Below are 25848 nucleotides of genomic sequence, written 5' to 3'. Positions count from 1 at the left end.
AACCTAAAAATGAGCGATACAATTATTGTGATATCTACTGATATTATATAGAAGGGGTTTGTTTTATTTTAACAGTCTAACGACAATATATGAAATGATTATATCAAGCTAATTTATTATATAATTAATGTGCAAATTTGTTCAAGGAATCATTTTGAATATTTTTTCATTATAGTAGCGTACCATTATTTTTTATCAAACGGATTTTTTTAATTGTGAATTTCATATCAATTTGTTAGTTCAATATATTAAATCTGACGCTTATCTCTTTTTAATATTTCTGTTTAGTGTCATTATTTAATTTTTTAGATAAGTCTGAAAAACAGGGGTGAAAGTACCATAAAGTTCTTCGGCACCGTATTTTGAGAGGTGTTGATTATCATAATAGAATGCTTTTCCGTTATATTCGATGTTATAGTACCTTTTGTCTTTATTATATAATAAATCTGAAGCATCCAATACTTTGACTCCAGCTAATTCTAATTTAGAGAGCATCGCATCAAAATTTTTATTTTGTTTTATTAGCTTTTCTTTAGAACAAATGTATTGTGTAATGTTTGTACCGAAAACTTCTCGTTTAATCAATAATTTTGGTACAGAGATTGAGTGTCTTGGCACCTCTCTAAAGATCCATACAACAGCTCCTGCATCCTGTAATGCATAAATAGTATTTATTAAATAAGTATTGAATCTATCTATAGCCTTAGCAGATGTTTTATTTAAATTATTATAATGACCAGACCACCGAGCGGCAAGAATTACATGATCAATATCTTGATCTTTAACTTGCTTGATAATGGCCTTAGCCCATTCATGACGATTATTTCCTAATGAAAACATCAATGGGCTAAGAAATGATGCATGTCCTATAATAGGGGGGTGCTAGAGTACCAAGCTGTACTTACAGTTTTTTTGTTTTCACTAGCGGCTTTTATTACTGCCGGAAGAATAGATCGTGCATGAGAGTCTCCCCAAACAAGTACATCAATATTTTCTGGGTCTGACTTGCCGAAAACAGGGAACTCCCCTGATTTAGCAACAGCGAGGTCAATAGGTAAACTAATAAGGTTTTTATTTAACGCTTCAGCTTTTGTTTTATCAAAAGCATAAACTTTTTCACTATAGCGTCCAGGAAAACCACTCATTGTCAGTGAAAGTCCGCTACAAATTATAAATAGAGCAGATATAGATATGGCATATTGGAATAATACCTTTGGGTTATTAGCAATAGTTTTGTTTCTAAATGGTGTTTCAACAAAGCGCCATGAGGCTATACCTAAAATAAAACTTAAAATAACAATACCCCATTTATAGGAGGTAGAAAATTCCTCTAAGGCCCAATATCTAGAAAAAGCAACCAGTGGCCAGTGCCATAAATAAAGGGAATACGAAATAAGCCCAATAAAAATGATGGGTTTCCAGGTGAATATTTTCGCGGAAAAAGGTGAAACAGAATTTTCATAAGGTGTGCTACTCATGATAAATAGTGCAGCCCCTAGGCAAGGTGGTATGGCGGCTAAACCAGGGAACAAAGTGTCTTTTGTATAAAGGAAGCAAGGAAGAACCATTCCAAGTATACCTAGTATTGCTATGATTTCCCTCATTGCACGATTTTTTAATAAACTTATGGCAGGAAGTACAGCTACTATAGAACCTGTAAGTAATTCCCAAGCTCGCGTAGGTAATAAATAAAAGGTAACAGCATTCATATCTGGCAACAAATAGATGCTTAAAAATAGACTAGCTAAAAAAGTACTCATTAATATTACTATTAATTTTGTCCTTGTAGCACCAGTAATTACTTTAAAAAGTGTCCATAATGCTATTGGTACAATCATATAAAACTGTTCCTCGATAGCTAGTGACCAGGTATGAAGTAAAGGTTGAAGTTCTGCTGATTCAGCAAAATAATTAGTATTTCTCCAAAAGTAGAAGTTCGAACTAAAAAAAGTTTGACTGATGACTGATTTTCCAAGACCTATAAAGTCTGAAGGCAGTAGAAGAAACCACCCTATTATAATGGTTACTATTACCATTACAGCGGAGGCAGGGAAAATACGTCGTATACGTCGCTCATAAAAATTATAAAAAGAGAATCTATCTTCTTGAATTTCTTTTATAATTAGAGAGGTTATAAGATACCCGGAAATGACAAAAAAGATATCAACCCCTATATAACCACCAGGGAATCCGAGTCCAACATGGAAAAATAAAACAGCTAAAACAGCAAAAGCTCTCAGTCCGTCGATTTCAGGCCTGTATTTAAATTTGGAAATGAGTTGCATTTAAATATTATATAAGAGTTTATAGTTTAATAGTGGTATTTCACCTTAGTTTAGTAAGACAAAAGTCTTCATTTAAAATATGTAAATGGAGTAGTTAGTTGCATATAATTTAATTATGATAAACTTTTTATTTGTTGACCATTTTAGTTATTAGATTATTAAAAATTGTCGATTTGGACTGTGAGCGATTTACCTTAAAAGATAAGTCTTTAAATATTTGTTTATTTTGAAATCGTTGATCCAAGGAAATATTGTTCATATTCAAGATCTAACTTGATAAATTTTGCTATGCACGCCTTAAAATTTAAGCTAGAGTGACTTTGGCTTTGTGTCACACTTATAGACTTTTACAATAGGTCTATAACCTCACCACTCATCAGTGATTACTCTATCATCTCTACTTTTATATGGTTGTAAACTATACTATAAAAAGTGTGCTCCCCCCTCTTCTGATAGAATCTCTCCTTTAAAAATAACTTCAGAATGTTGTAAATGAATAATCTCAAATTGTAAAGTGTCATTAAACCAATAAGAGTCAACCTCAATAGCGACATCTAGGTTAAGTTTTGTAACTCTAAATCTGACTCTTTAACAACTAGGTTGGTAAGGTAGATTTTTAAATCTATTACAATGAGTGTTTTCTTTAATTAATGATTTTTTTAAATTTCGAGACTTTAGTAGAGTTAAAATTTCATAAAGTTGGGACATTAAAAAAATTACTTAGCTGTAAATTTTAGCGTATTCTAGTGAAAACTCGATCAACTAATCGTTTAAGTTTTTCTTTGTAAAAAAAGCTAAACGATTGATTTGTTCTTTTAACTCTGTTTAACTTATTTATAAAATGTTTTTCTATGCAATTTTGAGCCTCTTTTAGGCCGCCATGTTGGGCAATCATTAAATTGGTTTCTATTATCATTTCGTCAATCAAAGCTGTTGTTTTTGCATCTTCATGAATAAAAGCATGTGCTAAACTATCTTGAATCCTTACAATCTTATATTGTTTTGCAATTTTAATCCATAAATCAACGTCCATACAAATATTTAAATCCTCATTAAGTGGTCCACAATCATTCCAAGCTTTTTTAGAAAAAAAAGCGGCAGGTTGCATAAAATTTTTTCCATTATTCCAATTAAATAGATCTTTTAGCGTGACAGGATCATAATAGCTAGGTGTATATCTAATTTCTTTGTGTAAATTTACTTTATGACCGATGCCAACTAATGCTCCAACTTCATTTGTCCATTTGTATGTGCTTACTTTTTTTAAAGCCCCTGGAAGAAAGTAATCATCACTGTTCAGCCAACATAAAATATCACCTGTAGCTCTACTTAACCCCCTATTAATCGCATCACTTTGACCATTATCCTTTTCACTTACCCAAAAATCGATTTTGTTTTCATATTTTTTTATTATCTCTATTGAACTATCAGTACTTCCGCCATCAATTATTATATATTCTAAATTCTCATAGTTCTGATTAATAACTGAAAGTATTGTTTCTTCAATAAAGTCTCCTTGATTATATGAAGGAGTTACTACGCTAATTTTGGGGAGAGTTTTAGACATTAATTTTTGGTTTTAAAGTTTATTTTAATAAAATTTTGAAGATCCGAGAAGATTTTATCTATTAGTCGTGTTGTAGGCTTTCCATCTTTAACTTAATAAATTACAGTGTTCAATTTTTATAACTGGGTTTTGGCAAAAGGCGTGTTTTAAAAAAAATAATGGACCCTAATCAGTGTAATGTTTTCTAGTATGATCATATAAAATAACATGAGAACTTGTTTCTTAAATCACCAATCTTTCTCAGTATAAAATTTTTTCCAAACAGGTTTTGTTCCAATTTTTATTCTTTTTATTTCATCATTTGACAATCTCTTTTGCCATGTTTTAATATTTTCTTTTGAATTCCTACTAGTATCAAATACTTCTGTTGAATTTAATATTACATTCGAGTCCATATTTTTATTAGTAGACGTAAAGATATAATTTTCAACATTTGAATCTACAGTAAGACCAATTTTCGAGAACATTTTTCGAAACTCCTGTTCTGGATTTAAGGAGAGGTCTTCATGTTTAACAAAATACCATTCATTTGAATATTTATTTTTGTAATAATCTATTGTGTCATGTATGATATTCCAGAGTAAAATTCCTTGGTCTATTATATCCTTTTTATTCTTTGAATAATCATGAATTAATGTTTCATAATCTTTTAAGTAAGTATTCATCAAAAGAGGTTGATTTAGAAAGTTATTAAAATCAAATTGCCAACCTTTTACTTTTAAACTTGCGACAAAAGCAGCTGGGTGCCTAATTAGGATAACAATATCAATATCATAGTTTTTATAAATCCATTCTGTTGACATTATTGCAATAGGATCCTTAAAAATAGTTCTATATGAATACCTTGTCTTCAAGTCATAAAGAAAATGATAAAGTGATTTTGCAGTGCGTATCTTTATAAATTCATTTAACTTATCATTATTAAATACAGTGTAAAAGGAATTTATATATGATTTAGATCTTTCCTGATGTTCTTGTGAACTATCAGTTAAAAACTCAAACCAAAACTTAAAAGGAGAATTATTTCGTTTTAGACTAATATTAAACGGTTCATGGATGTATCTTACTTTAGGGGCTCTGGCAATTACTTTTCCTGTCCAAGTTGAACCTGAGCGATGAGAACCTGTTACTAATATATTTTTCTTCATCTATTTATATTTTGAATAATATAATTATCCTGTTTTGTTAAATTCATCAAAATTAAGGAGAGATTAAAAGTATATCTCACTTAATATTTTAAATTCTGTACTTTGAAAGGGAGCTAATAATATGGTAATCAGTATTATCTTGATAAATTAATGGCTTCGGTCTTTATTGTCCGATTACATATACTTGAAATCCGATTAGCTCTAAAGTTTTTTACCCATAATATTTCTACCGTCAAATAGAAAAGCTGGTTTGTTCATAATTATTATAAATTCGATGCCAGGTGTAAGTTTTAAACTTATCTCACTCGTTGAAAACCACTTTGGCATTGGTACCTTCTAATGTAAGCTTAACCGTGCTAACGGCTTATTTGGTCGACACTCTCTCCGTTGTCAAACTCCTTTAAAATCTTAGCAATCTGTTTCGGGGTAAATTTACTTCGTCTCATCATACTGATCAAATTAAAAAAATATTAATTACTTTCAAACAGTTCGGGTTTATGGGAAGCTTACATTTTTAAATTAATACTTATTGGGCTGCTATTTATGTCATTATTCTAAAGCTAAGGAGCGATTATCTAAAATAGAAATTAGAACCAAATTAACTGATTACTTCTTTATAGTGTTCTCAATTAATAACTTATATAGTTTAATGTATTTCGAAGCAATTACCTCTTCAGTATATTTTTCTTTAAGTGAGTTTTTAACCTTTTCTGGGTAATACTGCGACTTTGATTTTATAAATCGCTCTATAACCTCTTTCAAACCCTGAGAGGAAACGCTTTTAGACAACAGTCCATTAACTCCTTCTTGGATAACATCCTTTGGTCCTCCAACAGGGGTTGCCAACACAGGAGTCCCACATGCTATAGCTTCTAGCATCACATTCCCTAAAGCTTCCTCTCTGGAAGGCATAACAAATACATCAGAAGCTCCATAGACCTTATTTAAATATTCGCTATTAAGTTTCCCTAAATGTCTGTGAATAATATTTAAAGGAAATTGAGGTGGGGTACCTCCCCCGGCAGTTAAAACAGTTATGGGCTGTTCAATTTTTAAATCACTAATGGCCTTTATTAACATATCAATGCCTTTTCGTTTCGCGGAAACACCGTGACATACAAATGAGATTACAAAAGAATTCATTTCTATATTAAATTCCTTTCTAACTTGCTTCTTATCATAAATAACATAGTCATCAAGATTAATACAATTTGGTATGGTAAAATGCTCAAAGCCTTTGTGAATGGTACTCTTCAATGATTCTTTCGTAATCCATGATGAAATTCCTACAACATAAATGGGCAATTTAAAATTTTGAATTGCACAGAGTTTTAAATCCTTCATTTTATCTTCAAGACCTCCAAGAGTGTCTTTATTATTCAAATAATCATTATGATAATGAAAAATTCCTTGAATGGGGAATAGATCTCTCAATGTAATAACAACTGGCTTTTTACATTTTTTAAAGAAGCTCTTATAATCTAAAAAGCCTGCTACCCAATGTAAATGAACAATATCACACTCTTCATATTCTTTGGTTTTAGTAATTTCAAAATCAGAAAAAGGGAAAGAAATAATTTCAAAATCATTGCCTTTATTTGATAAAAAATGATATCGTTTTTGTTTCGAAGTCACCGGGAAGCCTAATTTAGCCTGTATTCTATTAATAATATTTAAGCTTTTATCCTTCTGATTTATACGCGATAATTTTTCATTGTTTTCAGCCGAATATTGATTCTTAACAAGTATTTTAGAATCAATATTGTGTTTCAATAAAGACCTATGTAGCCTATTGGCTCCAATAAAAGCTCCTCCTGAATCATATGTACTTATATGAAGTATTTTCATTTTCTTAGACTTAATTATAAAAATCTAACCTTTTCCTAAGGGTTTTAAAAAAACTAAAGTTTCTTTATCAATTTTAATTTTTCTTCGGATGCTTTTATTCCTACCAAATGACGTAAAATAGAGTGTAAAATATTGAGCAACTATTCGTCTATATAGAAAATGTTTTGCGATATTTTTATGCTTTGCTTGCTTTAAGGCTAGGACAGAAATTTCATTCTTATAAAACAAATCACTTCTAGTGGTTTGTTGAGGTCGATCGTGGTAAATCCTACTGTTGGGAACTAAGCCTAGCCTTAAACCTGCTTGATGTAAACGAATTACAAAGTCATCATCCTCACCATAATGAGAGAACATCAAATCAAAAAGTCCTATAGTTTTTAAAGTTTTATTTGGAATGAGCCAAGCTGCCGCATTGGCATACTTCGTTACATAATGTTCTTTTTGTTTACCTAAATATAAGTCAGAAAGAAAATGAGTGACAAAATTAACTCCTAAATAGTTTTGGAAAATCCTATCAATTGCCTCGCCAGATCCTGCTAAATGAATTGGGCTTAAAATACCATATTCTGGATGTTTCAATGATATCTGGGTCAATTTCCCTATGGTATCTGGTTCAACCCAAGCATCTTGATTTAATAAGAATGCATAATCATAATTTTCATCTAAAACTTTTTTAAGGCCAATGTTATTAGCCTTACCAAAGCCTAAATTTTCACCAGTTTCGATTAATTCAACTTCGGGAAAGTTATTTTTTATATTGTTTATGGTGCCATCTGTAGAACCGTTGTCTAGAACTATCACGTCTACCGGTATAGAAGATTGTTTTAGGCTAGTAAAACACTTGTCTACCCATTTATTTCCGTTATAGGTGACAATTATGGTTAAGATTTTCATTAAATCTATAGTTTTAATTTCTTTTTTAATTTACGTGAAATGATTTCAAATATATTGGGGTAATTATATTCTAATAAATCAATATCTTTCTGGTATTGTCTTTTCACTAAATTAATTTGATTAATCTGGTAAAAATCATAAAAAGCCATTTTATTCGAATTCTTTTTTTCGAAATATTTTTTATCATTTTTAATGCCTAATATTTCTTTTATTTCGGAGAGATCTTCTTTTAAATTTTCAAATCTTCCTACTTTATTAACACTAAACTGCTGGTTTTTGTTAGTATCGAAAAATTCTGTTTGTTTTAATAAATGATCGCCTCTAAATTCTTTTTTAGTTTTATCAGAAAGTACTACGCTGAAGCCACCTTTTTTTAATAAAAAATCTTCAAAGCTACCTTTTGTGCCTGTATCTTTCATAACCCACAAATAATCAGAATACGCCCTGTCCCATGGATTTCTAACAAATGTAAATTTATAGTATTCATCCCATTGTTGCTGTGTTACCAATTCTAATTCCAACATTTGTTTAGCTGTGGCATGTTGCATATGTATTTGACGCTCTGGACACCAACCATATAAATATTCATAATTAGGAATTCTCCAATCAAATGATTTTCCTTCTGTTAAGTATTTATTAATACTTGATCCTGCTGTTTTCGGGATATGTATAAAAATACATTTATGCTTGTGTGATATCATACATTTAATTATTTACCAACTAATTTTCCCATTTGTCATTTTGGATAAGTCGCTATTTGACTTCGTGAAAAACGAATTATACTTTTGGGGTAGTATATCTGGTTTTAAATCGTAATTGCCTTTATTATGTATTTCAATAGGGAAATCAAAAAAGGGGTTTATTCCTAAAAAATGATAGACCTCTTCCAATGATTCTTTTGTTTTTGAAAAAAATGTTTCACTTTTTAATAGTAAAACTTTGTCTTCGGTAAAATGTTTATAAACCTCCTTTAATTGGTCGGCATATTGGCCTCTATTTAAATAGGAGAAATTCTGATGGCTATAGCTATAGAGCACTGATTTATTTTTTAACTTTTCATGCTCTAAGTTAATTTCATTAAAATTTTTAACAGCCTCTTCAAAAGATAATTCTTTCTCCTTTCCTTTTCTTAATTCCATTTTGTATTGTGAATAAGCTCTAGATAGAGGCTCCCTAAACATGATAATTAATTTAACATTAGGAAAATCTTTTTTAATTTTCTTGATGGCTAAAGGGTGATAAATATAGTAAGGACTAGATTCACCTGTAATTTTACCGATGGCATCCCACTTATAAGGAAAATACCTTAAATACCAGCTTAATCCTTTGCCATAATTATAATCAAAATAGTGTATTTCCTTTTTACTGGAGGCTTTAATTTTAGGATGAGATGACAAATAGTTAAACAATGATGTTGTGCCTCCTTTTTGAACTCCAATTATTATGAAGTCAGGTTTCTTTCTTAAGAAGACATTAAACTTGCTTTTCAATATATTTATATAATTTCCCATTTATGATTTATTAAAATCCCGTCATGTATTGCTGGGATGTTCCCGGTACCAAAAAAATCTCCATTTTCTACTTTAAATTCAAACGCAAATTCTATGTCATCTTGGATTTCATTTTCCGCTCGGCATCTAAGGTTAACATAATAATCTCCGGTTAGTAACGGGAATGAAGCTATTTTACACTGTACTTTATTGGTTCCTTTAACATATTTAAACGCTGAAGCCGAATGTAGGTTATTGCATAAAAATTTTAAATGATTACTGGAATCAAAAACTTGCATTCTGAAATTAACGTTGTTTACAGAACCACCAATTAATTCAAATTGAAAAATAACGTCATCACCAGAAATAATACAATCAATGGACTCATTTGTTTTCTCCCTTATAACTCTAAAGTCACTAAATTTTAAATTACCTGTTCCAGTTCTATCTTTACGATCAACTAATTTAAGTTGCGCATCAAGCTTACTGTTTTGTAAATACCTTGTAATAGCTTTATTGACATCACCTTCAAATATTTTTGTTCCATTTTCTAAAATAACACAACGAGAACACAATTGTTGAATACTAGCCATATTATGACTCACAAACAACACCGTTCTTCCTCCTCCTTTAGAGACTTCTTTCATTTTACCTATGGCCTTTTTCTGAAACTCTGCATCTCCAACAGCCAATACTTCATCTACAATTAAAATTTCAGGTTCTAGATGAGCGGCAACTGCAAAGGCTAAACGGACATACATCCCTGAAGAATAGCGTTTAACAGGGGTGTCGATATAACGTTCACACCCTGCAAAATCAACAATTTCATCAAATTTAGAAGCAATTTCTTTTTTGGTCATGCCCATGATGGCGCCATTTAAAAAGACATTTTCTCGTCCTGTTAATTCTGGATGAAAACCAGTGCCTACTTCAAGTAAAGAAGCTATACGCCCTCTAGCTTTTATGCTTCCGGTTGTTGGTGCTGTAACACGGCTCAGTAACTTTAAAAGGGTAGATTTTCCTGCGCCATTTTTACCGATAATGCCCAAAACTTCTCCAGGTTGCACCTCAAAATTAATGTTCTGTAAAGCCCAAACGTAATCGGAATTTCCTTTTTTAGTTCTATCGTTTGATTCACCTATTTTTAAATAGGGGTCTGCTTTTCCTCTCACTGTATGCCACCAGCGGTTCATGTCGTGCGCAAAGCTGCCTGTGCCTACGGAGCCAAGGCGATATTGTTTGCTTAAATTTTCTATTTTTATTGCAGGTTTCATTTTTTTGTTTTTTAATTCTAAACGGTGTCCATAAAGCTTTTTTCTACTTTATTGAATGTGAGTATTCCAATGGAGAGTAATACAATCATAACAATAAAACTATATAACAAGGCTCCCCAACTAAAATTTCCTACTCCTAAGAATGCGTAACGGAAGGTTTCAATAATCCCGCTCATGGGATTGGCCATAATAATCAGTTTCATTTTACCAGGAACTGAACTGGCTGGATAAATAATTGGTGTGGCATACATCCCTAATTGAATGGCAAAGCTTAGTAAAAATGTGAAATCTCGATATTTTGTAGTTAAAGCGGTGATTAGTAATCCCATGCCTAAAGCTAAGCCTCCAGTGATTATTATTAAAATAGGAACAAACATAATCATAGCATTAGGATGTATTTGAGACTCTTTGAATAATAAGAAATAAAAATACACTCCTAAAAACAGTGTAAATTGGACACCAAAGGTTAGTAATTTTGAAATAATTAAACTGATTGGCGTCACCAACCTTGGGAAATAAACTTTTCCAAATACGCCTTTGTTAGTTACAAAAGTGCTTGAGGTTCCTGATAAGCAAGTTGAAAAATAATTCCATAAAACAATTCCAGATAAATAAAATACCGCTTGAGGCATGCCGTCTGTACTCATTTTTGCTATGCCACCAAACACCACCATAAACATAATGGTAGTTAAGATAGGTTGGATAAAAAACCATAAGGGGCCGAAGATGGTTTGCTTGTATACGGCAACAAAATCACGTCTTACAAATAAGGCAATGAGATCGCGATAATGCCATAATTCTTTTAGCTTCAGATCGAATAATTTAGACTTGGGGTAGATTTCTATCGTCCAATCTTCCTGTGTTGTTTTCATGTTATTTGTTGTGTGTAATTTTGTTTGATGCTTTATAGGAGATGCTGAATCGAGTTCAGCATGACGCTACGTTTTCAATTAAAAATTAAAAATTAATAGTTAAAAGTGAATAATTGATAGCTGTTCGTTTAATTGTTTATTCGTTGGACTCTTATTTGAGATGCTGAATCGAGTACAGCATGACGCTTCGTAAAGATGAGTGTACTCGTTAAATCTTTACCTTTTTATAATCATCTACATTTTCTAAAAACCATTTGTAGGTACTCGCGATACCATCTTCAAGAGAAGTCGTGGCTTGCCATCCGAGTTGGTTCAATTTAGAGCTGTCCATAAGTTTACGAGGCGTACCGTCAGGTTTATCTGAATCCCAAATAATATCACCTTCATGCCCGACCACTTTTTGAATGGTTTCCGCTAAAGTTTTAATGGTGATGTCTTTACCGGTGCCTACGTTATAGAGGTACTCTGGTAATACGTTATTTACGGCATGAACTACAGCTTGAGCCATATCATCTACGTGTAGAAATTCGCGCATGGGGGTTCCAGAGCCCCAGAGGGTTACTGCTTTGTCCTGAATGTTGACTGTTGACTGTTGACAGTTGACCTTTGACTCTTTTTGACCTTTGACTATTGACTTTTGACTGTTGACCTCTGACTTTTGACTGTTGACTGTTGACCTTTGACCTTTGGCTTCGTGGAATTTTCTTAGCATGGCAGGTAAAACGTGCGAAGATTTTAGGTCGAAATTATCGTTTGGACCGTAAAGATTGGTTGGCATGAGGCTTACGAAATCCTTCTTATATTGATTTCTAATAGCCTGACAAGCTTTAACACCTGTTATTTTCGCTATAGCATACCATTCATTAGTTGGTTCTAAACTATCGGTTAATAAATAGTCTTCCTTTAGGGGTTGTGGTGCAAACTTAGGATAGATACAAGAACTGCCTAAAAACACAAATTTTTTAACATCATGTTTATGCGCGGCGTCAATAAGGTTGTTTTGTATTTGCAAATTCTCCATCAGAAATTGATAAGGGAATTGGCTATTCGCTAAAATTCCACCAACTCTTGCAGCAGCATCAATAATAACTTGAGGTTTTTCTTTTTTTATAAATTCGGTAACCGCTACTTGATCTCTTAAATCTAATTCTGAGCTTGTTTTTCCTATTAAATTGGTATAGCCATCTTTTTCTAGAGCTCGCCAAACTGCTGAACCTACCATGCCCCTGTGGCCTGCGATGTATATTTTCATATTTTTTAATTTACTATTGACCATTGACTATTGACCATTGACTATTGACTATTGACTATTGACCATTGACTATTGACTGTTGACTTTTGACTTTTGACTGTTGACCTTTGACTGTTGACTTTTGACTGTTGGCTTTTGACTATTGACCTTTGACTTGTTCAGGGTACGTTTAAATGTTAGTAGTTATTTTGTGTTTATTCAAACGCGTCAAGCGTTACACCTAAACTAGTCAACGGCTAAGGGTCAACAGTCAATGGTTATACCATGTTTTCCAAACGCGTCAGCGTTAAAGTAATTGTTGGTCAACAGTCAATGGTCAAGAGTCAAGGGTGTTTTTCTCTCAATGGTTATTTCAAATCTTCTTTCCTTATTTTTTGAATAAACGCATTTATTCGTTTTTCCAAGCTCTCCACTTTTTCTATGAGTTGATTTGTTTTATCTGCATTACAATAGTTTAAGTTTTGTATTGTTTTTAGAAGCGTTTCGACTTCAAAAGCGGAGCCTAAACTCATTTCTAAAAAACGATGAAAATCTTTTGATGACGATTTTGCAGCACCTTCAGCAATATTATTAACGATAGATACTGTAGCTCTTCTAATTTGAGAGCTTAGACCATACATTTCTTCTTTCGGTAAGTGATTCGATAAAAGGTAGATTTCCTTTACGAATTGCATCCCATCATTGTATATGTCCCAGGTTCTAAAGTTTCTCATTTTTTTTGTTTGGAGGTTGGCTCTTTTTGACCTTTGACTCTTGACTTTTGACCTTTGACTTTCAAGAAACCCTTGACTGTTGACCCTTAGCCGTTGACATGTCAACAGTCAATAGTCAACAGTCAATAGTTTTTTTCTGATTGTCAACGGTTATTCCTGTTTATTCAAACGCGCATAGCGTTAAACGAAATCGTTGGTCAACAGTCAAAGGTCAACAGTCAAGGGTTTTTTAAATTATTCAAAATAATTCAAAGTTCGATAATTTCCATCCTTCAAATACTGGTCTTTTTTCATCAAACTTAAATCACCTTGCATCATGTCTTTCACTAAATCTGCTAGTTCGTATTGGCAGGACCAGCCTAACTTCTTATTAGCTTTGCTCGCGTCTCCTATTAGTAATTCTACTTCTGTTGGTCTGAAATATCTTGGATCTACGGCTAAGACTTCTTTTCCTATTTCGAGTTGGTATTCCGGATTAGAACAAGACTTCACATAGGCTTTTTCATCAACGCCTTCCCCTTTAAATTCTAATTCTACACCAACTTCTGCAAAACTTAAACGCACAAAATCTCTAACCGTGGTGGTTTTTCCTGTGGCGATGACCCAGTCTTCAGCTTCATCGGCTTGTAAGATCATCCACATCATGCGTACATAATCTTTGGCATGGCCCCAATCGCGTTTCGCGTCTAGATTACCTAAGAAAAATGTGTCTTGTAAACCTAAGGCAATTCTAGAAGTGGCGCGGGTGATTTTTCTTGTTACAAAAGTTTCCCCACGAATTGGCGATTCGTGATTAAATAAAATACCGTTACAAGCATAAATACCATAGGCTTCACGGTAATTTACCGTAATCCAATAGGCGTACATTTTTGCTACAGCGTAAGGGGAACGTGGGTAAAACGGTGTGGTTTCACTCTGCGGCACTTCTTGTACTTTGCCGTATAACTCGGAAGTAGACGCTTGGTATATTCTGGTTTTCTTCTCTAAACCTAATAAACGAATAGCCTCTAAGAGACGTAACGTCCCAATACCATCGGCATTCGCGGTGTATTCCGGCATTTCGAAAGACACTTGAACGTGACTCATTGCGGCCAGGTTGTAAATTTCGTCAGGCTGAATTTCTTGAATGAGTCGCGTAAGGTTGGTACTGTCGTTCATATCACCATAATGTAAAATAAAATTACGGTTTTCGATATGCGGATCTTGGTATAAGTGGTCGATTCTATCGGTGTTGAATAATGATGAACGGCGTTTTAAACCGTGTACTTCGTAACCTTTTTTTAATAGGAATTCACTTAGGTAGGCACCATCCTGACCTGTTACGCCTGTTATAAATGCGACTTTTTTCATTGGTTTGATTTGTATTTTAATTTTTTGTTGGTTTTTATTAGGTGTTTGCGTCTTGTTGTATGATTATGAGACCCTGAAATAAATTCAGGGTGACGTATTACTACTATTCATGAATCGGTCTGGACTGTGTTCGACCTGACATCACGAGATTCAAATTTTTACTTCACTAAAAACCAGTTATTCAATAATTCTTTTCTGTTGTATAGCATATTTTCTCCTGTACCCTGGTCAATCACATCAAATCCAGCGGCTAAGCAAATGGCATTTCCTGCTGCGGTGTCCCATTCCATAGTTGGGGCAAATCTTGGATAGCAATCGGCAACACCTTCGGCTACCATACAAAGTTTTAGGCTGCTGCCTTTAGAAATGGTTTCTACGTCACCATGTTTTTCTTTCATAGTATCGATGAATTCCTGTGTTTCTGGAGACAGGTGTGAGCGGCTAGCGACAATCGTGAATTTTTCTTTTTGTAGCGGTAAAGGCATTTTTTCAGCATTGGCTAACATCTGTTCCAAAGAAAAATCTTCTGATGGGTTACTTAGTTTAAACGCGCCTATTTCCGCATTAGCGAAATACAAGATATTTTGAGCTGGTACGTAAATTACTCCTATGGTAGGGACTTGGTCGTCCACAAAAGCGATATTAACCGTAAACTCTCCGTTTCTTTTAATGAATTCTTTAGTACCATCAATAGGATCTACAATCCACAATTGGTTCCAGTTTTTTCGGTCTTCATAAGGAAGATGTTGTCCTTCTTCTGAAAGAATCGGGTAGGAAAGTGTTTCGAGTTCTTTAACTATTATATTGTGTGAAGCAACGTCGGCCTTTGTTAGAGGTGAATCGTCACTTTTAAAGTTAACGTCAAAATCTTCGGTATCATAAATTTCCATGATACGTTTACCCGCTTTTAAAGCGGCTTTAATGGCTAATTCTGTAAGGTTTGTCATAAATAAGTATTAAATAATCATTCCTGCAGCAACAGTTTCATTAGTAGCATCATCAACTAAGATTAAACTTCCTGTTGTTCTGTTTTCACGATACGAATCAATCATTAAAGGTTTTGTCGTTCTAATTTTTACTTTTGAAATGTCATTCATGTTGAGGCTGTCATCACCACTCACACGATCTAGAGTTTCAATGTCGATTTTATAAATCACCTCTTTAATCATGGCTTTTTGGTCGTTTGATGTATGACGAATGCTGTATTTCGCTCTAGGTTTAGCCGCATCATTGTTCAGCCAACATAGCATTACTTCAATATCTTGTGAGGCTTCTGGTTTATTGTTGGAACGCACAATCATATCACCACGACTAATATCAATATCATCTTCTAAAGTTATAGAAACTGACATGGGTGCAAAGGCTTCCTCTAAAGAGCCTTCAAGGGTATCAATTGATTTTATTTTTGAATTAAAACCAGACGGCATAACGGTAACATCGTCTCCAGGTCTGAAGATACCACTAGAAATTCTACCGGCATAGCCTCTATAGTCTCTAAAGTCGTCACTTTGAGGTCTTAATACGGTTTGAACTGGAAAACGGCCATCGACTTTGTTTATATCGCTACTAATGTGCATGGTCTCCAAGATATGTAGCATTGGTGCTCCTTGGTACCAAGACATGTTTTCAGATCTATTCACAACGTTATCGCCTAAAAGGGCGCTCATAGGAATAAAGCGTACATCTTTAATCAATAATTTAGAGGCGATTTCTTCAAATTGAGAAACGATGTTGTTGAACACATCTTCAGAAAAATCGACCAAATCCATTTTGTTAATACAAACAATAACATGAGGGATTTGAAGTAAAGAAGCGATAAAAGCGTGGCGTTTTGTTTGTTCGATAACCCCATGACGGGCATCGATTAAAATTGTGGCTACATTGGCAGTAGAAGCCCCAGTAACCATGTTTCTGGTGTATTGAATGTGCCCAGGAGTATCGGCTATAATAAATTTACGCTTTGGTGTTGTAAAATAGCGGTAGGCCACATCTATGGTGATGCCTTGTTCGCGTTCATCGCGTAATCCATCGGTAAACAAAGCTAAATCTACACCATCATGGCCTTTCTTTTTACTTGTGTTTTCAATAGATTCTAGTTGGTCTTCAAATATAGATTTAGAATCGTATAGTAATCGGCCGATTAAGGTACTTTTTCCATCATCTACACTTCCGGCTGTTGTAAAACGTAATAATTGGTTGTTATCTAACATGTGACTTTTTTATAGGATTACTAAATTGAATTTAGCAAGATCTTTATTGAGTTGAGTTGTATATTAAATTTAGAAGTAGCCTTGACGTTTACGGTCTTCCATAGCAGATTCTGAACGTTTGTCATCAGATCTATTCCCTCTTTCAGTTTGACGCATACCTGAGACTTCATCAGCGATTTTCTCTAAGGTGTCAGCATCAGATTCAATACCACCTGTTATGGTAATGTCTCCTAAGGTTCTAAACCGGATTTTTTTCGTTACGATTTCTTCATGGTCTTCTAAAACAAGAAATTCAGAATTTGGAATCCAAGCATCTTGTCTCCAAACCACTTCACGTTCGTGAGCATAATATAGGGAAGGAATCGCGATGTTTTCTCTTTTAATGTAGTTCCAAACATCCATTTCTGTCCAGTTTGAAATAGGGAAGGCTCTAAAGTGTTCGCCTTCAAAATGCTTGCCGTTAAAAATGTTCCATAATTCTGGGCGTTGGTTTTTAGGATCCCATTGTCCGAAATCATCACGATGAGAGAAGAAACGTTCTTTAGCACGTGCTTTTTCTTCATCTCGGCGTCCGCCACCAATAGCACAATCAATTTTGTTAGACTCGATAGCGTCTAATAAAGTTGTGATTTGTAAAGCGTTTCTTGTGGCATTTTTTCCTTTTTCTTCAGCAACACGGCCATCATCGATAGATTCTTGAACAGAACCAACAATAAGTTTAGCGCCTAAATCTTTGATGATGTCATCTCTAAATTTAATAGTCTCTGGGAAATTATGTCCGGTATCCACGTGCATTAATGGAAAGGGAATCTTAGAGGGGTAGAATGCTTTTTTAGCTAAATGTGTAACTAAAATGGAGTCTTTTCCTCCTGAAAAAAGGATGACTGGGTTTTCAAATTGTGCCCAAACTTCTCGTAAAACATAAATAGCTTCCGACTCTAACTCGTCTAAATAATTTAAATAGTACTTACTCATTAATACTGTTTTTAACGTCTAATTTATTTTTAATGGCTTGAAATATAATTTCAACTGATTCTTCTATAGTATTTAAATGGGAAACTTCCACATCTGGATTTTCAGGAGTCTCATATGGTGCCGATATTCCTGTCATATTTTTAATCTCACCAGCACGTGCTTTTTTGTAAAGCCCTTTTACATCACGCTCTTCGCAGACTTTCAAACTCGTATTTACAAAAACTTCAATAAAATTTTCCGGACTTACGGTTTCTTTAATGAAGTGTCTATCTTTTTGATAGGGGGCTACAAAGGCCGCCAATACCACTAAACCAGCATCTATAAATAATTTTGAAATTTCCCCAATACGTCTGTTGTTTTCAGATCGGTCTTGAGGAGAAAAGCCTAAGTTTTGATTAATTCCACGTCTTACATTATCGCCATCTAGTACATAGGTGTGGATTTTATCATGATTCAACCGTTCTTCTAAAGCATTCGCTATAGTAGATTTTCCAGAACCTGATAAACCTGTGAAAAAAATTAAAAAGGAATTGTGTCCATTTAATTTTTGGCGTTCTAATCTACATATTTTGTATTCGTGGTTTGTTATGTTTTTTTCCATTTTTTTAATCGTCTTCTTTTTTCTAAACCAAAATCAATTTTATACCAAACACGTTCGTGTAAATAATACAAAGCCATTTTTGTAATGACTTCTGCAGCACCAATGCTTAAACCTGTTAATGGGTTTCCGGAAATTATCCAAGCCAAGATCATGGTGTCTATAGTACCTATGATTCTCCAAGTTACCGTTTTTAATAAGTGCCTTTTTTTGCTTTCTTTTATTTTTACTTTAAACCAAATTTGTTCATGAACATAATATAAAAGCATTTTAGTAACAACTTCAAACGCTCCGATTTTTAGTCCAATTAATGGACTTCCAGAAATGAACCACGATAGTATTATGGTGTCTATAGTACCTACTAATCGCCAAGTTATCGCTTTTACAATATGTCTTCGGTGTATTTTTTTTGGCATTATTAAATGAGGGGCGTATTTTTTTTGGGTTTCAGTCTATTATTAAAAAATGCTTGGCAGGTTTAGTATAGTCGTCGTGTTGTTTAAAGTATGAACTTGACGAACTTCTCGACTCCGCCGGTCTGCCGATAGGCAGGCTTGAAGCGACTGTGTATTAAGAGTGGTTATGGATAATTGTATTTATTTTTTACTTAATGTACCCTTAGAAGTTTTTAAAATTGTAATCTTATTTATAGGTTAATTTCTTGAGTTTTTTCCACCGCTACGCCTCCTGAGTCACAGCAAAGGTTGTTATTTCACCAAAAAAAATACTTGAAACAGTTTAGTTTCTGTTAAAAGTAATTTTCATATCTAAATCCAATAAAATTAACTGGATTCTGTTGGTGTTTATTTCATGAACCAGTGCTTTTTTACCTTCAAAAAGTCCTGATTTTATTTTTATACGGTCGCCAGGTTGAATATTTTCAACTTGAGCCTGAGTATTTTCTTTACTAAGCCAATTTTTCATGACTTCAATATCGCTATCCTTAACTATAGCAGGTTTTCCTAGCCAAAAAAGATAACGTACCACACCTGGGATTTGAAATACCAAATCATGTTCGTTTTCCTTAACTTTAACAAGTACGTAGGATGTAAGTAGCGGAATTTCTACCTTTTTTTTTCTGTCGGACCATTGGCGAATTTCGGTCACCGTAGGGCAATAAGCCGTTATGCCAAGCTTAGAAAGTCCAGTAGCCACCTTCTTTTCATTTCTTGGTTTTACATACAAGACTTTCCAATCCATCACAATGCTATGCTTAAATGTATATTAAAATTTTTAACAACACATAATAACATAGAGGAGGGATAAAGATGAGCCAATAATTAATAAAGAGAGAGAGATCATACTAATTAGTTTAATTTTTTTCACGATCAAAGGAATTATGGATTAATGTAATAAACTCTATTTATATCAAATCATAGTGTAATATTTTCTGTACCCAAAGTTATGGAATTTTATTAACATTGCTTTAACTTAATATTAAAGAGCTGTAAAGATTAGGTGCTTTTATGGATTTTATAAAATTTTAATGTCAATTTTAATAATTTAATGGCATAACGGGATTTGATGCGAAATTCTTATTTTAATATTTCCTTAACACTTTAAGCGCGTTAGCTTCAGGTTATATTTTCTACTTTTGCAAATTCATGAGAGCAAGTCGTATTAAAAATAATATCACTTATTTTTTTCTTATCCTTTTCCTAACGGTGAAAATGGTAGGGCTGCATGAGGTTTTTCATCATTCTGATGATGAGGATCATGCACTTCATTGTGTGGTTTGTAACCACGCCACGGCTTTCAATTTAACGCCTGCACTTACTCCAGATATTCAAGAATTTTCTTTTCTTGTCCAAGAGTTTGTTTACAAGCAAGAGTTAAGAAAATATTACAATTACAGATACTCCAATGCCATCGATACCGATGAGTTGGTTTCAAGACCACCACCTTTTTTAGGGTAATTTCCTCTTTTTTTATTATTAGCATTTTGCTCATACACCTTGTTGTATGGAGTCCCTTTTTTGTATAACTAATTTCCGCATGTAGTTCATTAAAAACTATGATTTAAAGGATAGTTGGTTACAAAGTCAAGGTTATTAATGTGCAACAAGAGCTCTAAGCTTTAGTTCTAGGGGAGATCATAAGTTCTAATTTCACGAACAATTTTTCAATTTCATTAGTATTATAATATGTTTAAAAAAACACTTAGTGTTTGGCTATGGTTTAGCCTATGCACTATGGCGTTTGCACAAGAGGCTTTCAATGTAGAAGGAATTGTGTTGGATGCTAGTAGTTTACAGCCTGTAGAAGGTGCAACAATTTATGGGAAAGATATCTTTTCTATTTCATCAAGTACGGGCACGTTTACTCTTGAAGACTTGGCAGAGGGAACCTATGACATAACGGTTTCTAGTATGGGTTACGCTTCCGCAGAAATAACCATAGCCGTCAAATCAGAAATGCCTGAGCTAACTGTTCACCTTAAAGAGTCAGCAACATATCTGAAAGAAGTTGAAGTCAGTGGAAAAACCAAAATACGTGAAAATAAGGAAAACCCTGCGGTCGCTGTAGCGGTTTCAGAGGTGTTTTTAAAAGCCAATAGAGAAAATAGTTTGATGCAAACTCTGGGTAAAATCCCTGGTGTGAGTACTGTAAATATTGGGTCGGGACAATCGAAGCCTGTTATTCGTGGTTTGGGCTTTAATAGGGTCGCAGTGGTTCAAAACGGAATTAAGCATGAAGCCCAGCAATGGGGGAGCGACCACGGTTTAGAAATTGATCAATACGGTATTGAAAACATTCAAATCATTAAAGGGCCAGCCTCATTAGTTTATGGTTCTGATGCTATTGCGGGAGTGGTTGATATTCAGCCTAACAAAACCCCTGAATTACACTCTTTTAAAGGCGAAGTGAACTTGTTAGGGGAAACAAACAATGATCTATTTGGTATTTCAACAGGTATTGAAGCCAGAAAACATCATTGGTATTACCGCGGACGTTTAACTTATCGTGATTATGCCGATTATAAAGTGCCTACCGATAAAATTACCTATGAAAACTACATTTTCGATCTGCATGACAATAACTTAAGAAACACGGCAGGTGAAGAGGCTAACGCTAGCTTTAGTTTAGGTTATGCTAAAGATAACATTCAATCGGAAACCACCTTTAGTAATGTTTACGCTAAAAACGGGTTTTTTGCCAATGCACACGGTTTGGAGGTGATTGTTTCAGATATCGATTATGACAGTTCAAACCGAGATATCGATTTGCCTTTTCATAAGGTGAACCACTTTAAAATCACCAACAATACCTCTATTGAAAGTGGTAAGCATACGTTTTTGTTCGATTTAGGCTTTCAAAATAATCAAAGAGAAGAACACTCTGAGCCTACGCCACATGGCTATATGCCAAAACCTGACGATACTAGAGAACGTATTTTTAATAAAAACACCTACGCTTTAAATGTTCGCGATGCTTTTAGTCCGAATGACAAACACAATATGGTTTTTGGAGTCAACTTAGAATATCAAGACAATAATATTGGAGGTTGGGGCTTTTTAATTCCGGAATACAACCGATTTACGGTAGGTGGCTTTGCTTTCGACACCTATGAGGTTAATCCAGATTTCCATATACTAGCTGGTTTGCGCTACGATTATGGCGTAACAGAAACCAAAGCTTATTACGATTGGTTTCAAACACCTGTGAATAATCCTGATGGTACAACGTCATACATATACATGCAGCGTGCTCAAAATAAAACCTTAGATTTTGGGAGTTTTAGTGCATCAGCAGGGTTGAGCTATATTGATAACCACACCACCTACAAGCTGAATGTGGGTAAGAGTTTTAGAATGCCATTGGCTAATGAATTGGCTTCAGATGGTGTAAACTATCACATGTACCGTTATGAAAAGGGGAATTTAGATTTAGACCCCGAATCGTCTTATCAACTGGATATCGATATTGATCATACCACCGATGCTTTTAGTGTAGGTGTGAGTCCGTTTGTGAACTATTTTGAGAATTTTATTTACTTAAACCCCACATCAAATTATTACGAAACCTTACAGATTTATGAGTACACCCAAAGTCAGGTGTTTCGCGTAGGTGGTGAAGTGCGAGCAAGTACAACACTATTCAAAAATTTACATATAGACGCTTCCGCGGAATACGTGTATTCTAGACAAACTAGCGGTCCAAAGGAAGGTTTTACTATTCCGTTTTCACCGCCTTTAACCGGATTGATTTCCGCAAGATATCAGTTTGAAAATCTGTTGTTTTTTGAGAAACCACAGTTTATAGCTGAATATAAAATAGCCGCTGCTCAGGATGAAATCGTACCGCCAGAAGAAGTGACCGATGGTTACCAGGTATTTAATCTGTCATATTTATCAGAAATAGACCTGTTCAATAACGATTTACCTGTAGAACTACGCCTTAAACTCAACAATGTATTCAATACAAAATATTTTGATCACACTAGTTTCTACCGTTTAATCGATGTGCCAGAAGCCGGTAGGAATCTATCATTATCAATAACATTACCTTTTTAAATAATCAATAATTATTAACATTTATTAAAACTAAAATTATGAAAACACAAATTAAATTTTTAGCCATTATCCTAACTTTAGGAATCTTTTTTCAATCTTGTAGTAGTGACGACGACGGCGGTGGAAGCATTGATGCGCCTGTAATTACTGATTTTGAATACGGAGAAGGGGATTCACATTCAACCGAACCTGTTGCGTATAAAGGGTCTGATTTACATTTAGAAGCTGAAATCTATGCAGAAGGTGTAATAAGCAGTATCACCGTTGAAATTCATGCTCACGATTTAGAACTTGCCGAAGGTGAGGTTGATTGGGATTTTGAGCAAGTTTATGATGGTGCGGAATACCAAGTTATTAATGCCGAGTTTCATGAACATATTGATATTCCTTCTAATATCCCCGCAGGAGTATACCATGTAGAATTTATCGTAACAGATGAACTAGGAAATATAACTGAAGAAGAAGGGCATTTAGATATTTTAGATCCCATTACAATAAGCGCATTTGAAATGGATGCTACTGCAGCACGTGGAGGTGATTTTCACGTTGAGTTTTTAGTGGATGCACATAATGGTATTCACGAAATTAGTGTTGATGTTCATGCACATGGTTTAACTGTTAACCCTGGAGAAGTAGAATGGGATTATGAAGAAGTTTTCAGTGACTATCACGATTTAACGGAAGCAGAATTTCATGAGCACATTGATATTCCAGCAACGGCTCCTGCAGGTGAGTATCACGTGACTTTTACCGTAGAAGATGAAAACGGTAATACACAAACCTATGAGTCTCATATTGATATTACTGCCTAATTAATAAACATAGGGCTGTCTGAAGAGTCAAACCGACGTCACCCCGAACTAGATTCAGGGTCTCATAAAATTGTATGTCATTGCTTTTCAGATAGCCTTTTTTATACCTTTATAAAATGAAACAACTCTTAAAATATAATTTTGCGATAATACTAGTACTCTTTTTAGCATCTTGCTCTAGTGATGATGGTGTCGATAAAGATGAAGAAAAGCCAACGATCACCGTAAATTATGATGATGGGTTTCCGCAGGCCTGTGAAGAACTTAAAAGAGGGGAAACCTATAACTTTAGAGCTTTGGTAACCGATAATCAAGCTTTAGCATCTTACAGTCTGAATATTCATAACAATTTTGACCACCATACCCATGATGATCAAGAGGGAAATTGTAGTTTAAACCCCGTTAAAGATCCTGTTAATCCTTTATTGATTGTAGAAAATTATAGTATTGATGGCGGCCCAACGTCTTATGAAATAAACATTGCTATTACCATTCCTAACGATGTCGATACTGGCGATTATCACTGTGCTTACTCGGTAACCGATCAAACGGGCTGGCAGACGAGAACATCAGTCGATATAAAGATTGTCGATTAGAAATTTGAAAAGCAGAGCTTAGTAAGCTATGTTGTAATTTCCTTCGGAAAAATGTTAAAATTTTATTAACGAATTGATAGCGTTAATGGGTTTGACGTCAGTGTTTTAATTTTAAAACAATTAAAACTGACATTATGATAAAGAAAAAATACTTATTAGTAGTCTTAGTCTTGAGTTTAATACTCTCGTGTAAATCGGAAAAAGAAGAGTCTGTAACACAAACTAAAGAAGAACACACGCAAGAGGAACAAGCAGATACGGTACAAACAGCCGTTGGTGAACTTATTTTACCAAAACCATACGCTTCTAAATCTGTTAGAAATGAGCGCAGAATGGTGGATTGGCCAGAGGATAAAATGCCAATGGCCCCAGAAGGGTTTACCGTAACCAAGCTTGCCGATGACTTTAAGCATCCACGGTGGACTTACATAGGGCCTAATGGTGATCTATTTGTGGTAGAATCAGATACAAAAAATAGTGCCGATCGTATTACCATTTTAAGAGATACCAATAACGACGGAACCTTTGAACTTCGAGAAACATTTTTAGAAGGGCTAAATCAGCCTTTCGGAATGCTAATCATTGGTGATACTTTTTATGTCGCCAACACCGATGGATTACTTAAGTTTCCATACAAAGTTGGTCAAACGTCGATAAAGTCTTCTGAAGGTGAAAAAATAGTAGAACTTCCGGCCGGTGGTTATAACAACCATTGGACTAGAAATATCATCACCAACGAAAATCAAGATAAAATCTATATTTCAGTAGGATCAGCGAGTAATGTTGGAGAATATGGTATGGAGGAAGAAGAACGACGTGCCAATATTATAGAAGTTGACCTTAACGGAAAGGAAGAAATTATTTATGCCAGCGGATTACGAAACCCGGTTGGTATGGATTGGAATCCTGTGAACGGTGAGTTATGGACAGCTGTTAATGAACGCGATAAAATTGGCGATAATTTAGTGCCAGATTATGTTACAAGTGTACAAAAAGGTGGGTTTTACGGATGGCCATATGCTTATTATGGTAGTATTGAAGATCCTCGTATGGAAGGTAAAGCTCCAGATTTGGTAGCCAAAACCTTAGTGCCAGATGTTTCTGTGGGGCCACATACGGCTTCTTTAGGTCTCACTTTTTATACTAAAGATAGCTTCCCTGATAAATATAAAAACGGTGTCTTTGTAGGGCAACACGGTTCTTGGAATCGTTCGGTACTTTCTGGATATCGCGTGGTGTTTATTCCTTTTGAAAATGGAAAACCAACAGGGAAACCACAAGAATTTTTAACCGGATTTATAGCTGATGAAAACAACTCTGAGGTTTACGGGCGCCCAGTTTGTGTCACCGAAACGCCTCAAGGTGATTTACTCGTAAACGATGATGACGGGAGTACCATTTGGAAAGTAAGTTATACCAACTAGGTTTTAAAAATTCATAAAAAATATAA

At 34.4% G+C, this 25848-nt stretch carries 24 protein-coding genes; 5 read left to right on the top strand and 19 right to left on the bottom strand.

What is annotated here, in order from left to right; genetic code table 11:
• Nucleotides 1–297: 297 nt before the first annotated feature.
• The 19 genes from Q4566_RS08550 to Q4566_RS08460 all read right to left on the bottom strand — a co-directional run bounded on the left by Q4566_RS08550 (nucleotide 298) and on the right by Q4566_RS08460 (nucleotide 19676).
• Entirely contained in the window at nucleotides 298–840 is a 543-nt protein-coding gene (locus Q4566_RS08550) for an SGNH hydrolase domain-containing protein (RefSeq protein ID WP_303420212.1), read from the bottom strand.
• Nucleotides 841–866: 26 nt separating this feature from the next.
• Nucleotides 867–2285 carry an acyltransferase gene (locus tag Q4566_RS08545; RefSeq protein WP_303420211.1) on the bottom strand — a complete coding sequence of 473 codons (1419 nt, stop codon included), beginning with the start codon at nucleotides 2283–2285 and terminating at the stop codon, nucleotides 867–869.
• Nucleotides 2286–3018: 733 nt separating this feature from the next.
• A complete protein-coding gene (locus Q4566_RS08540) occupies nucleotides 3019–3852 on the bottom strand; it encodes a glycosyltransferase family 2 protein (RefSeq protein WP_303420210.1) in 834 nt (277 codons plus the stop codon).
• Between the two features lie 227 nt (nucleotides 3853–4079).
• On the bottom strand, nucleotides 4080–5000 hold the full coding sequence (locus Q4566_RS08535) for a sulfotransferase (protein WP_303420209.1): 921 nt from the start codon (nucleotides 4998–5000) through the stop codon (nucleotides 4080–4082).
• A gap of 606 nt (nucleotides 5001–5606) precedes the next feature.
• The gene (locus Q4566_RS08530) at nucleotides 5607–6848 is read right to left on the bottom strand and encodes a glycosyltransferase (RefSeq protein ID WP_303420208.1); all 1242 of its coding nucleotides are present in this window, start codon (nucleotides 6846–6848) and stop codon (nucleotides 5607–5609) included.
• A 24-nt stretch (nucleotides 6849–6872) separates the two neighbouring features.
• Nucleotides 6873–7742, bottom strand: coding sequence for a glycosyltransferase family 2 protein (locus Q4566_RS08525; protein WP_303420207.1), 870 nt, complete (start codon nucleotides 7740–7742; stop codon nucleotides 6873–6875).
• Nucleotides 7743–7747: 5 nt separating this feature from the next.
• Complete coding sequence (locus Q4566_RS08520) at nucleotides 7748–8443, bottom strand: sulfotransferase family 2 domain-containing protein (protein ID WP_303420206.1); 696 nt, start codon at nucleotides 8441–8443, stop codon at nucleotides 7748–7750.
• Between the two features lie 12 nt (nucleotides 8444–8455).
• Complete coding sequence (locus Q4566_RS08515; protein WP_303420205.1) at nucleotides 8456–9253, bottom strand: sulfotransferase domain-containing protein; 798 nt, start codon at nucleotides 9251–9253, stop codon at nucleotides 8456–8458.
• Nucleotides 9238–10506 (bottom strand): ABC transporter ATP-binding protein, encoded by a 1269-nt coding sequence (locus Q4566_RS08510; protein ID WP_303420204.1) that lies wholly within the window; start codon nucleotides 10504–10506, stop codon nucleotides 9238–9240. The genes Q4566_RS08515 and Q4566_RS08510 overlap by 16 nt, the downstream gene beginning before the upstream one ends.
• A gap of 17 nt (nucleotides 10507–10523) precedes the next feature.
• Complete coding sequence (locus Q4566_RS08505; RefSeq protein WP_303420203.1) at nucleotides 10524–11378, bottom strand: ABC transporter permease; 855 nt, start codon at nucleotides 11376–11378, stop codon at nucleotides 10524–10526.
• Nucleotides 11379–11586: 208 nt separating this feature from the next.
• A complete protein-coding gene (locus Q4566_RS08500; RefSeq protein ID WP_303420202.1) occupies nucleotides 11587–12630 on the bottom strand; it encodes a GDP-L-fucose synthase in 1044 nt (347 codons plus the stop codon).
• Between the two features lie 347 nt (nucleotides 12631–12977).
• Nucleotides 12978–13343, bottom strand: a complete 366-nt coding sequence (locus Q4566_RS08495; protein WP_303420201.1) for a four helix bundle protein — start codon at nucleotides 13341–13343, stop codon at nucleotides 12978–12980.
• A 234-nt stretch (nucleotides 13344–13577) separates the two neighbouring features.
• Nucleotides 13578–14693 (bottom strand): GDP-mannose 4,6-dehydratase, encoded by a 1116-nt coding sequence (gene gmd / locus Q4566_RS08490; protein WP_303420200.1) that lies wholly within the window; start codon nucleotides 14691–14693, stop codon nucleotides 13578–13580.
• Nucleotides 14694–14851: 158 nt separating this feature from the next.
• Entirely contained in the window at nucleotides 14852–15640 is a 789-nt protein-coding gene (cysQ, locus tag Q4566_RS08485; RefSeq protein WP_303420199.1) for a 3'(2'),5'-bisphosphate nucleotidase CysQ, read from the bottom strand.
• A gap of 9 nt (nucleotides 15641–15649) precedes the next feature.
• Nucleotides 15650–16903, bottom strand: coding sequence for a sulfate adenylyltransferase subunit 1 (locus tag Q4566_RS08480; RefSeq protein ID WP_303420198.1), 1254 nt, complete (start codon nucleotides 16901–16903; stop codon nucleotides 15650–15652).
• Between the two features lie 69 nt (nucleotides 16904–16972).
• A complete protein-coding gene (cysD, locus tag Q4566_RS08475) occupies nucleotides 16973–17878 on the bottom strand; it encodes a sulfate adenylyltransferase subunit CysD (protein WP_303420197.1) in 906 nt (301 codons plus the stop codon).
• Nucleotides 17871–18479, bottom strand: coding sequence for an adenylyl-sulfate kinase (gene cysC / locus Q4566_RS08470; protein ID WP_303420196.1), 609 nt, complete (start codon nucleotides 18477–18479; stop codon nucleotides 17871–17873). The genes cysD and cysC overlap by 8 nt, the downstream gene beginning before the upstream one ends.
• Nucleotides 18464–18892 (bottom strand): DUF2061 domain-containing protein, encoded by a 429-nt coding sequence (locus tag Q4566_RS08465; RefSeq protein WP_303420195.1) that lies wholly within the window; start codon nucleotides 18890–18892, stop codon nucleotides 18464–18466. The genes cysC and Q4566_RS08465 overlap by 16 nt, the downstream gene beginning before the upstream one ends.
• Before the next feature lie 322 nt (nucleotides 18893–19214).
• On the bottom strand, nucleotides 19215–19676 hold the full coding sequence (locus tag Q4566_RS08460) for a UpxY family transcription antiterminator (protein WP_303420194.1): 462 nt from the start codon (nucleotides 19674–19676) through the stop codon (nucleotides 19215–19217).
• A 404-nt stretch (nucleotides 19677–20080) separates the two neighbouring features.
• Here Q4566_RS08460 and Q4566_RS08455 point away from each other — a divergent pair, with 404 nt between their 5' ends.
• The 5 genes from Q4566_RS08455 to Q4566_RS08435 all read left to right on the top strand — a co-directional run bounded on the left by Q4566_RS08455 (nucleotide 20081) and on the right by Q4566_RS08435 (nucleotide 25822).
• Nucleotides 20081–20392, top strand: coding sequence for a hypothetical protein (locus tag Q4566_RS08455; protein ID WP_303420193.1), 312 nt, complete (start codon nucleotides 20081–20083; stop codon nucleotides 20390–20392).
• 276 nt (nucleotides 20393–20668) lie between these two features.
• Nucleotides 20669–22990 (top strand): TonB-dependent receptor, encoded by a 2322-nt coding sequence (locus Q4566_RS08450; protein ID WP_303420192.1) that lies wholly within the window; start codon nucleotides 20669–20671, stop codon nucleotides 22988–22990.
• A 38-nt stretch (nucleotides 22991–23028) separates the two neighbouring features.
• On the top strand, nucleotides 23029–23802 hold the full coding sequence (locus tag Q4566_RS08445; RefSeq protein ID WP_303420191.1) for a DUF4625 domain-containing protein: 774 nt from the start codon (nucleotides 23029–23031) through the stop codon (nucleotides 23800–23802).
• A 116-nt stretch (nucleotides 23803–23918) separates the two neighbouring features.
• Complete coding sequence (locus Q4566_RS08440; protein ID WP_303420190.1) at nucleotides 23919–24398, top strand: DUF4625 domain-containing protein; 480 nt, start codon at nucleotides 23919–23921, stop codon at nucleotides 24396–24398.
• Between the two features lie 134 nt (nucleotides 24399–24532).
• Entirely contained in the window at nucleotides 24533–25822 is a 1290-nt protein-coding gene (locus Q4566_RS08435; protein WP_303420189.1) for a sorbosone dehydrogenase family protein, read from the top strand.
• Nucleotides 25823–25848: the final 26 nt, after the last annotated feature.

Source organism: Tamlana sp. 2_MG-2023 (genome assembly GCF_030548465.1).
Lineage (GTDB): Bacteria > Bacteroidota > Bacteroidia > Flavobacteriales > Flavobacteriaceae > Pseudotamlana.
The sequence above is the reverse complement of the archived record's forward strand: the minus strand, read 5'-3'. Positions and strand labels throughout refer to the sequence as shown.

Excerpts from the sequence above, each read along its gene's own strand:
- Q4566_RS08550 (WP_303420212.1), bottom strand. The coding sequence starts at position 840 with ATGTTTTCATTAGGAAATAATCGTCATGAATGGGCTAAGGCCATTATC.
- Q4566_RS08545 (WP_303420211.1), bottom strand. The coding sequence starts at position 2,285 with ATGCAACTCATTTCCAAATTTAAATACAGGCCTGAAATCGACGGACTG.
- Q4566_RS08540 (WP_303420210.1), bottom strand. The coding sequence starts at position 3,852 with ATGTCTAAAACTCTCCCCAAAATTAGCGTAGTAACTCCTTCATATAAT.
- Q4566_RS08535 (WP_303420209.1), bottom strand. The coding sequence starts at position 5,000 with ATGAAGAAAAATATATTAGTAACAGGTTCTCATCGCTCAGGTTCAACT.
- Q4566_RS08530 (WP_303420208.1), bottom strand. The coding sequence starts at position 6,848 with ATGAAAATACTTCATATAAGTACATATGATTCAGGAGGAGCTTTTATT.
- Q4566_RS08525 (WP_303420207.1), bottom strand. The coding sequence starts at position 7,742 with ATGAAAATCTTAACCATAATTGTCACCTATAACGGAAATAAATGGGTA.
- Q4566_RS08520 (WP_303420206.1), bottom strand. The coding sequence starts at position 8,443 with ATGATATCACACAAGCATAAATGTATTTTTATACATATCCCGAAAACA.
- Q4566_RS08515 (WP_303420205.1), bottom strand. The coding sequence starts at position 9,253 with ATGGGAAATTATATAAATATATTGAAAAGCAAGTTTAATGTCTTCTTA.
- Q4566_RS08510 (WP_303420204.1), bottom strand. The coding sequence starts at position 10,506 with ATGAAACCTGCAATAAAAATAGAAAATTTAAGCAAACAATATCGCCTT.
- Q4566_RS08505 (WP_303420203.1), bottom strand. The coding sequence starts at position 11,378 with ATGAAAACAACACAGGAAGATTGGACGATAGAAATCTACCCCAAGTCT.
- Q4566_RS08500 (WP_303420202.1), bottom strand. The coding sequence starts at position 12,630 with ATGAAAATATACATCGCAGGCCACAGGGGCATGGTAGGTTCAGCAGTT.
- Q4566_RS08495 (WP_303420201.1), bottom strand. The coding sequence starts at position 13,343 with ATGAGAAACTTTAGAACCTGGGACATATACAATGATGGGATGCAATTC.
- gmd (WP_303420200.1), bottom strand. The coding sequence starts at position 14,693 with ATGAAAAAAGTCGCATTTATAACAGGCGTAACAGGTCAGGATGGTGCC.
- cysQ (WP_303420199.1), bottom strand. The coding sequence starts at position 15,640 with ATGACAAACCTTACAGAATTAGCCATTAAAGCCGCTTTAAAAGCGGGT.
- Q4566_RS08480 (WP_303420198.1), bottom strand. The coding sequence starts at position 16,903 with ATGTTAGATAACAACCAATTATTACGTTTTACAACAGCCGGAAGTGTA.
- cysD (WP_303420197.1), bottom strand. The coding sequence starts at position 17,878 with ATGAGTAAGTACTATTTAAATTATTTAGACGAGTTAGAGTCGGAAGCT.
- cysC (WP_303420196.1), bottom strand. The coding sequence starts at position 18,479 with ATGGAAAAAAACATAACAAACCACGAATACAAAATATGTAGATTAGAA.
- Q4566_RS08465 (WP_303420195.1), bottom strand. The coding sequence starts at position 18,892 with ATGCCAAAAAAAATACACCGAAGACATATTGTAAAAGCGATAACTTGG.
- Q4566_RS08460 (WP_303420194.1), bottom strand. The coding sequence starts at position 19,676 with ATGGATTGGAAAGTCTTGTATGTAAAACCAAGAAATGAAAAGAAGGTG.
- Q4566_RS08455 (WP_303420193.1), top strand. The coding sequence starts at position 20,081 with ATGAGAGCAAGTCGTATTAAAAATAATATCACTTATTTTTTTCTTATC.
- Q4566_RS08450 (WP_303420192.1), top strand. The coding sequence starts at position 20,669 with ATGGCGTTTGCACAAGAGGCTTTCAATGTAGAAGGAATTGTGTTGGAT.
- Q4566_RS08445 (WP_303420191.1), top strand. The coding sequence starts at position 23,029 with ATGAAAACACAAATTAAATTTTTAGCCATTATCCTAACTTTAGGAATC.
- Q4566_RS08440 (WP_303420190.1), top strand. The coding sequence starts at position 23,919 with ATGAAACAACTCTTAAAATATAATTTTGCGATAATACTAGTACTCTTT.
- Q4566_RS08435 (WP_303420189.1), top strand. The coding sequence starts at position 24,533 with ATGATAAAGAAAAAATACTTATTAGTAGTCTTAGTCTTGAGTTTAATA.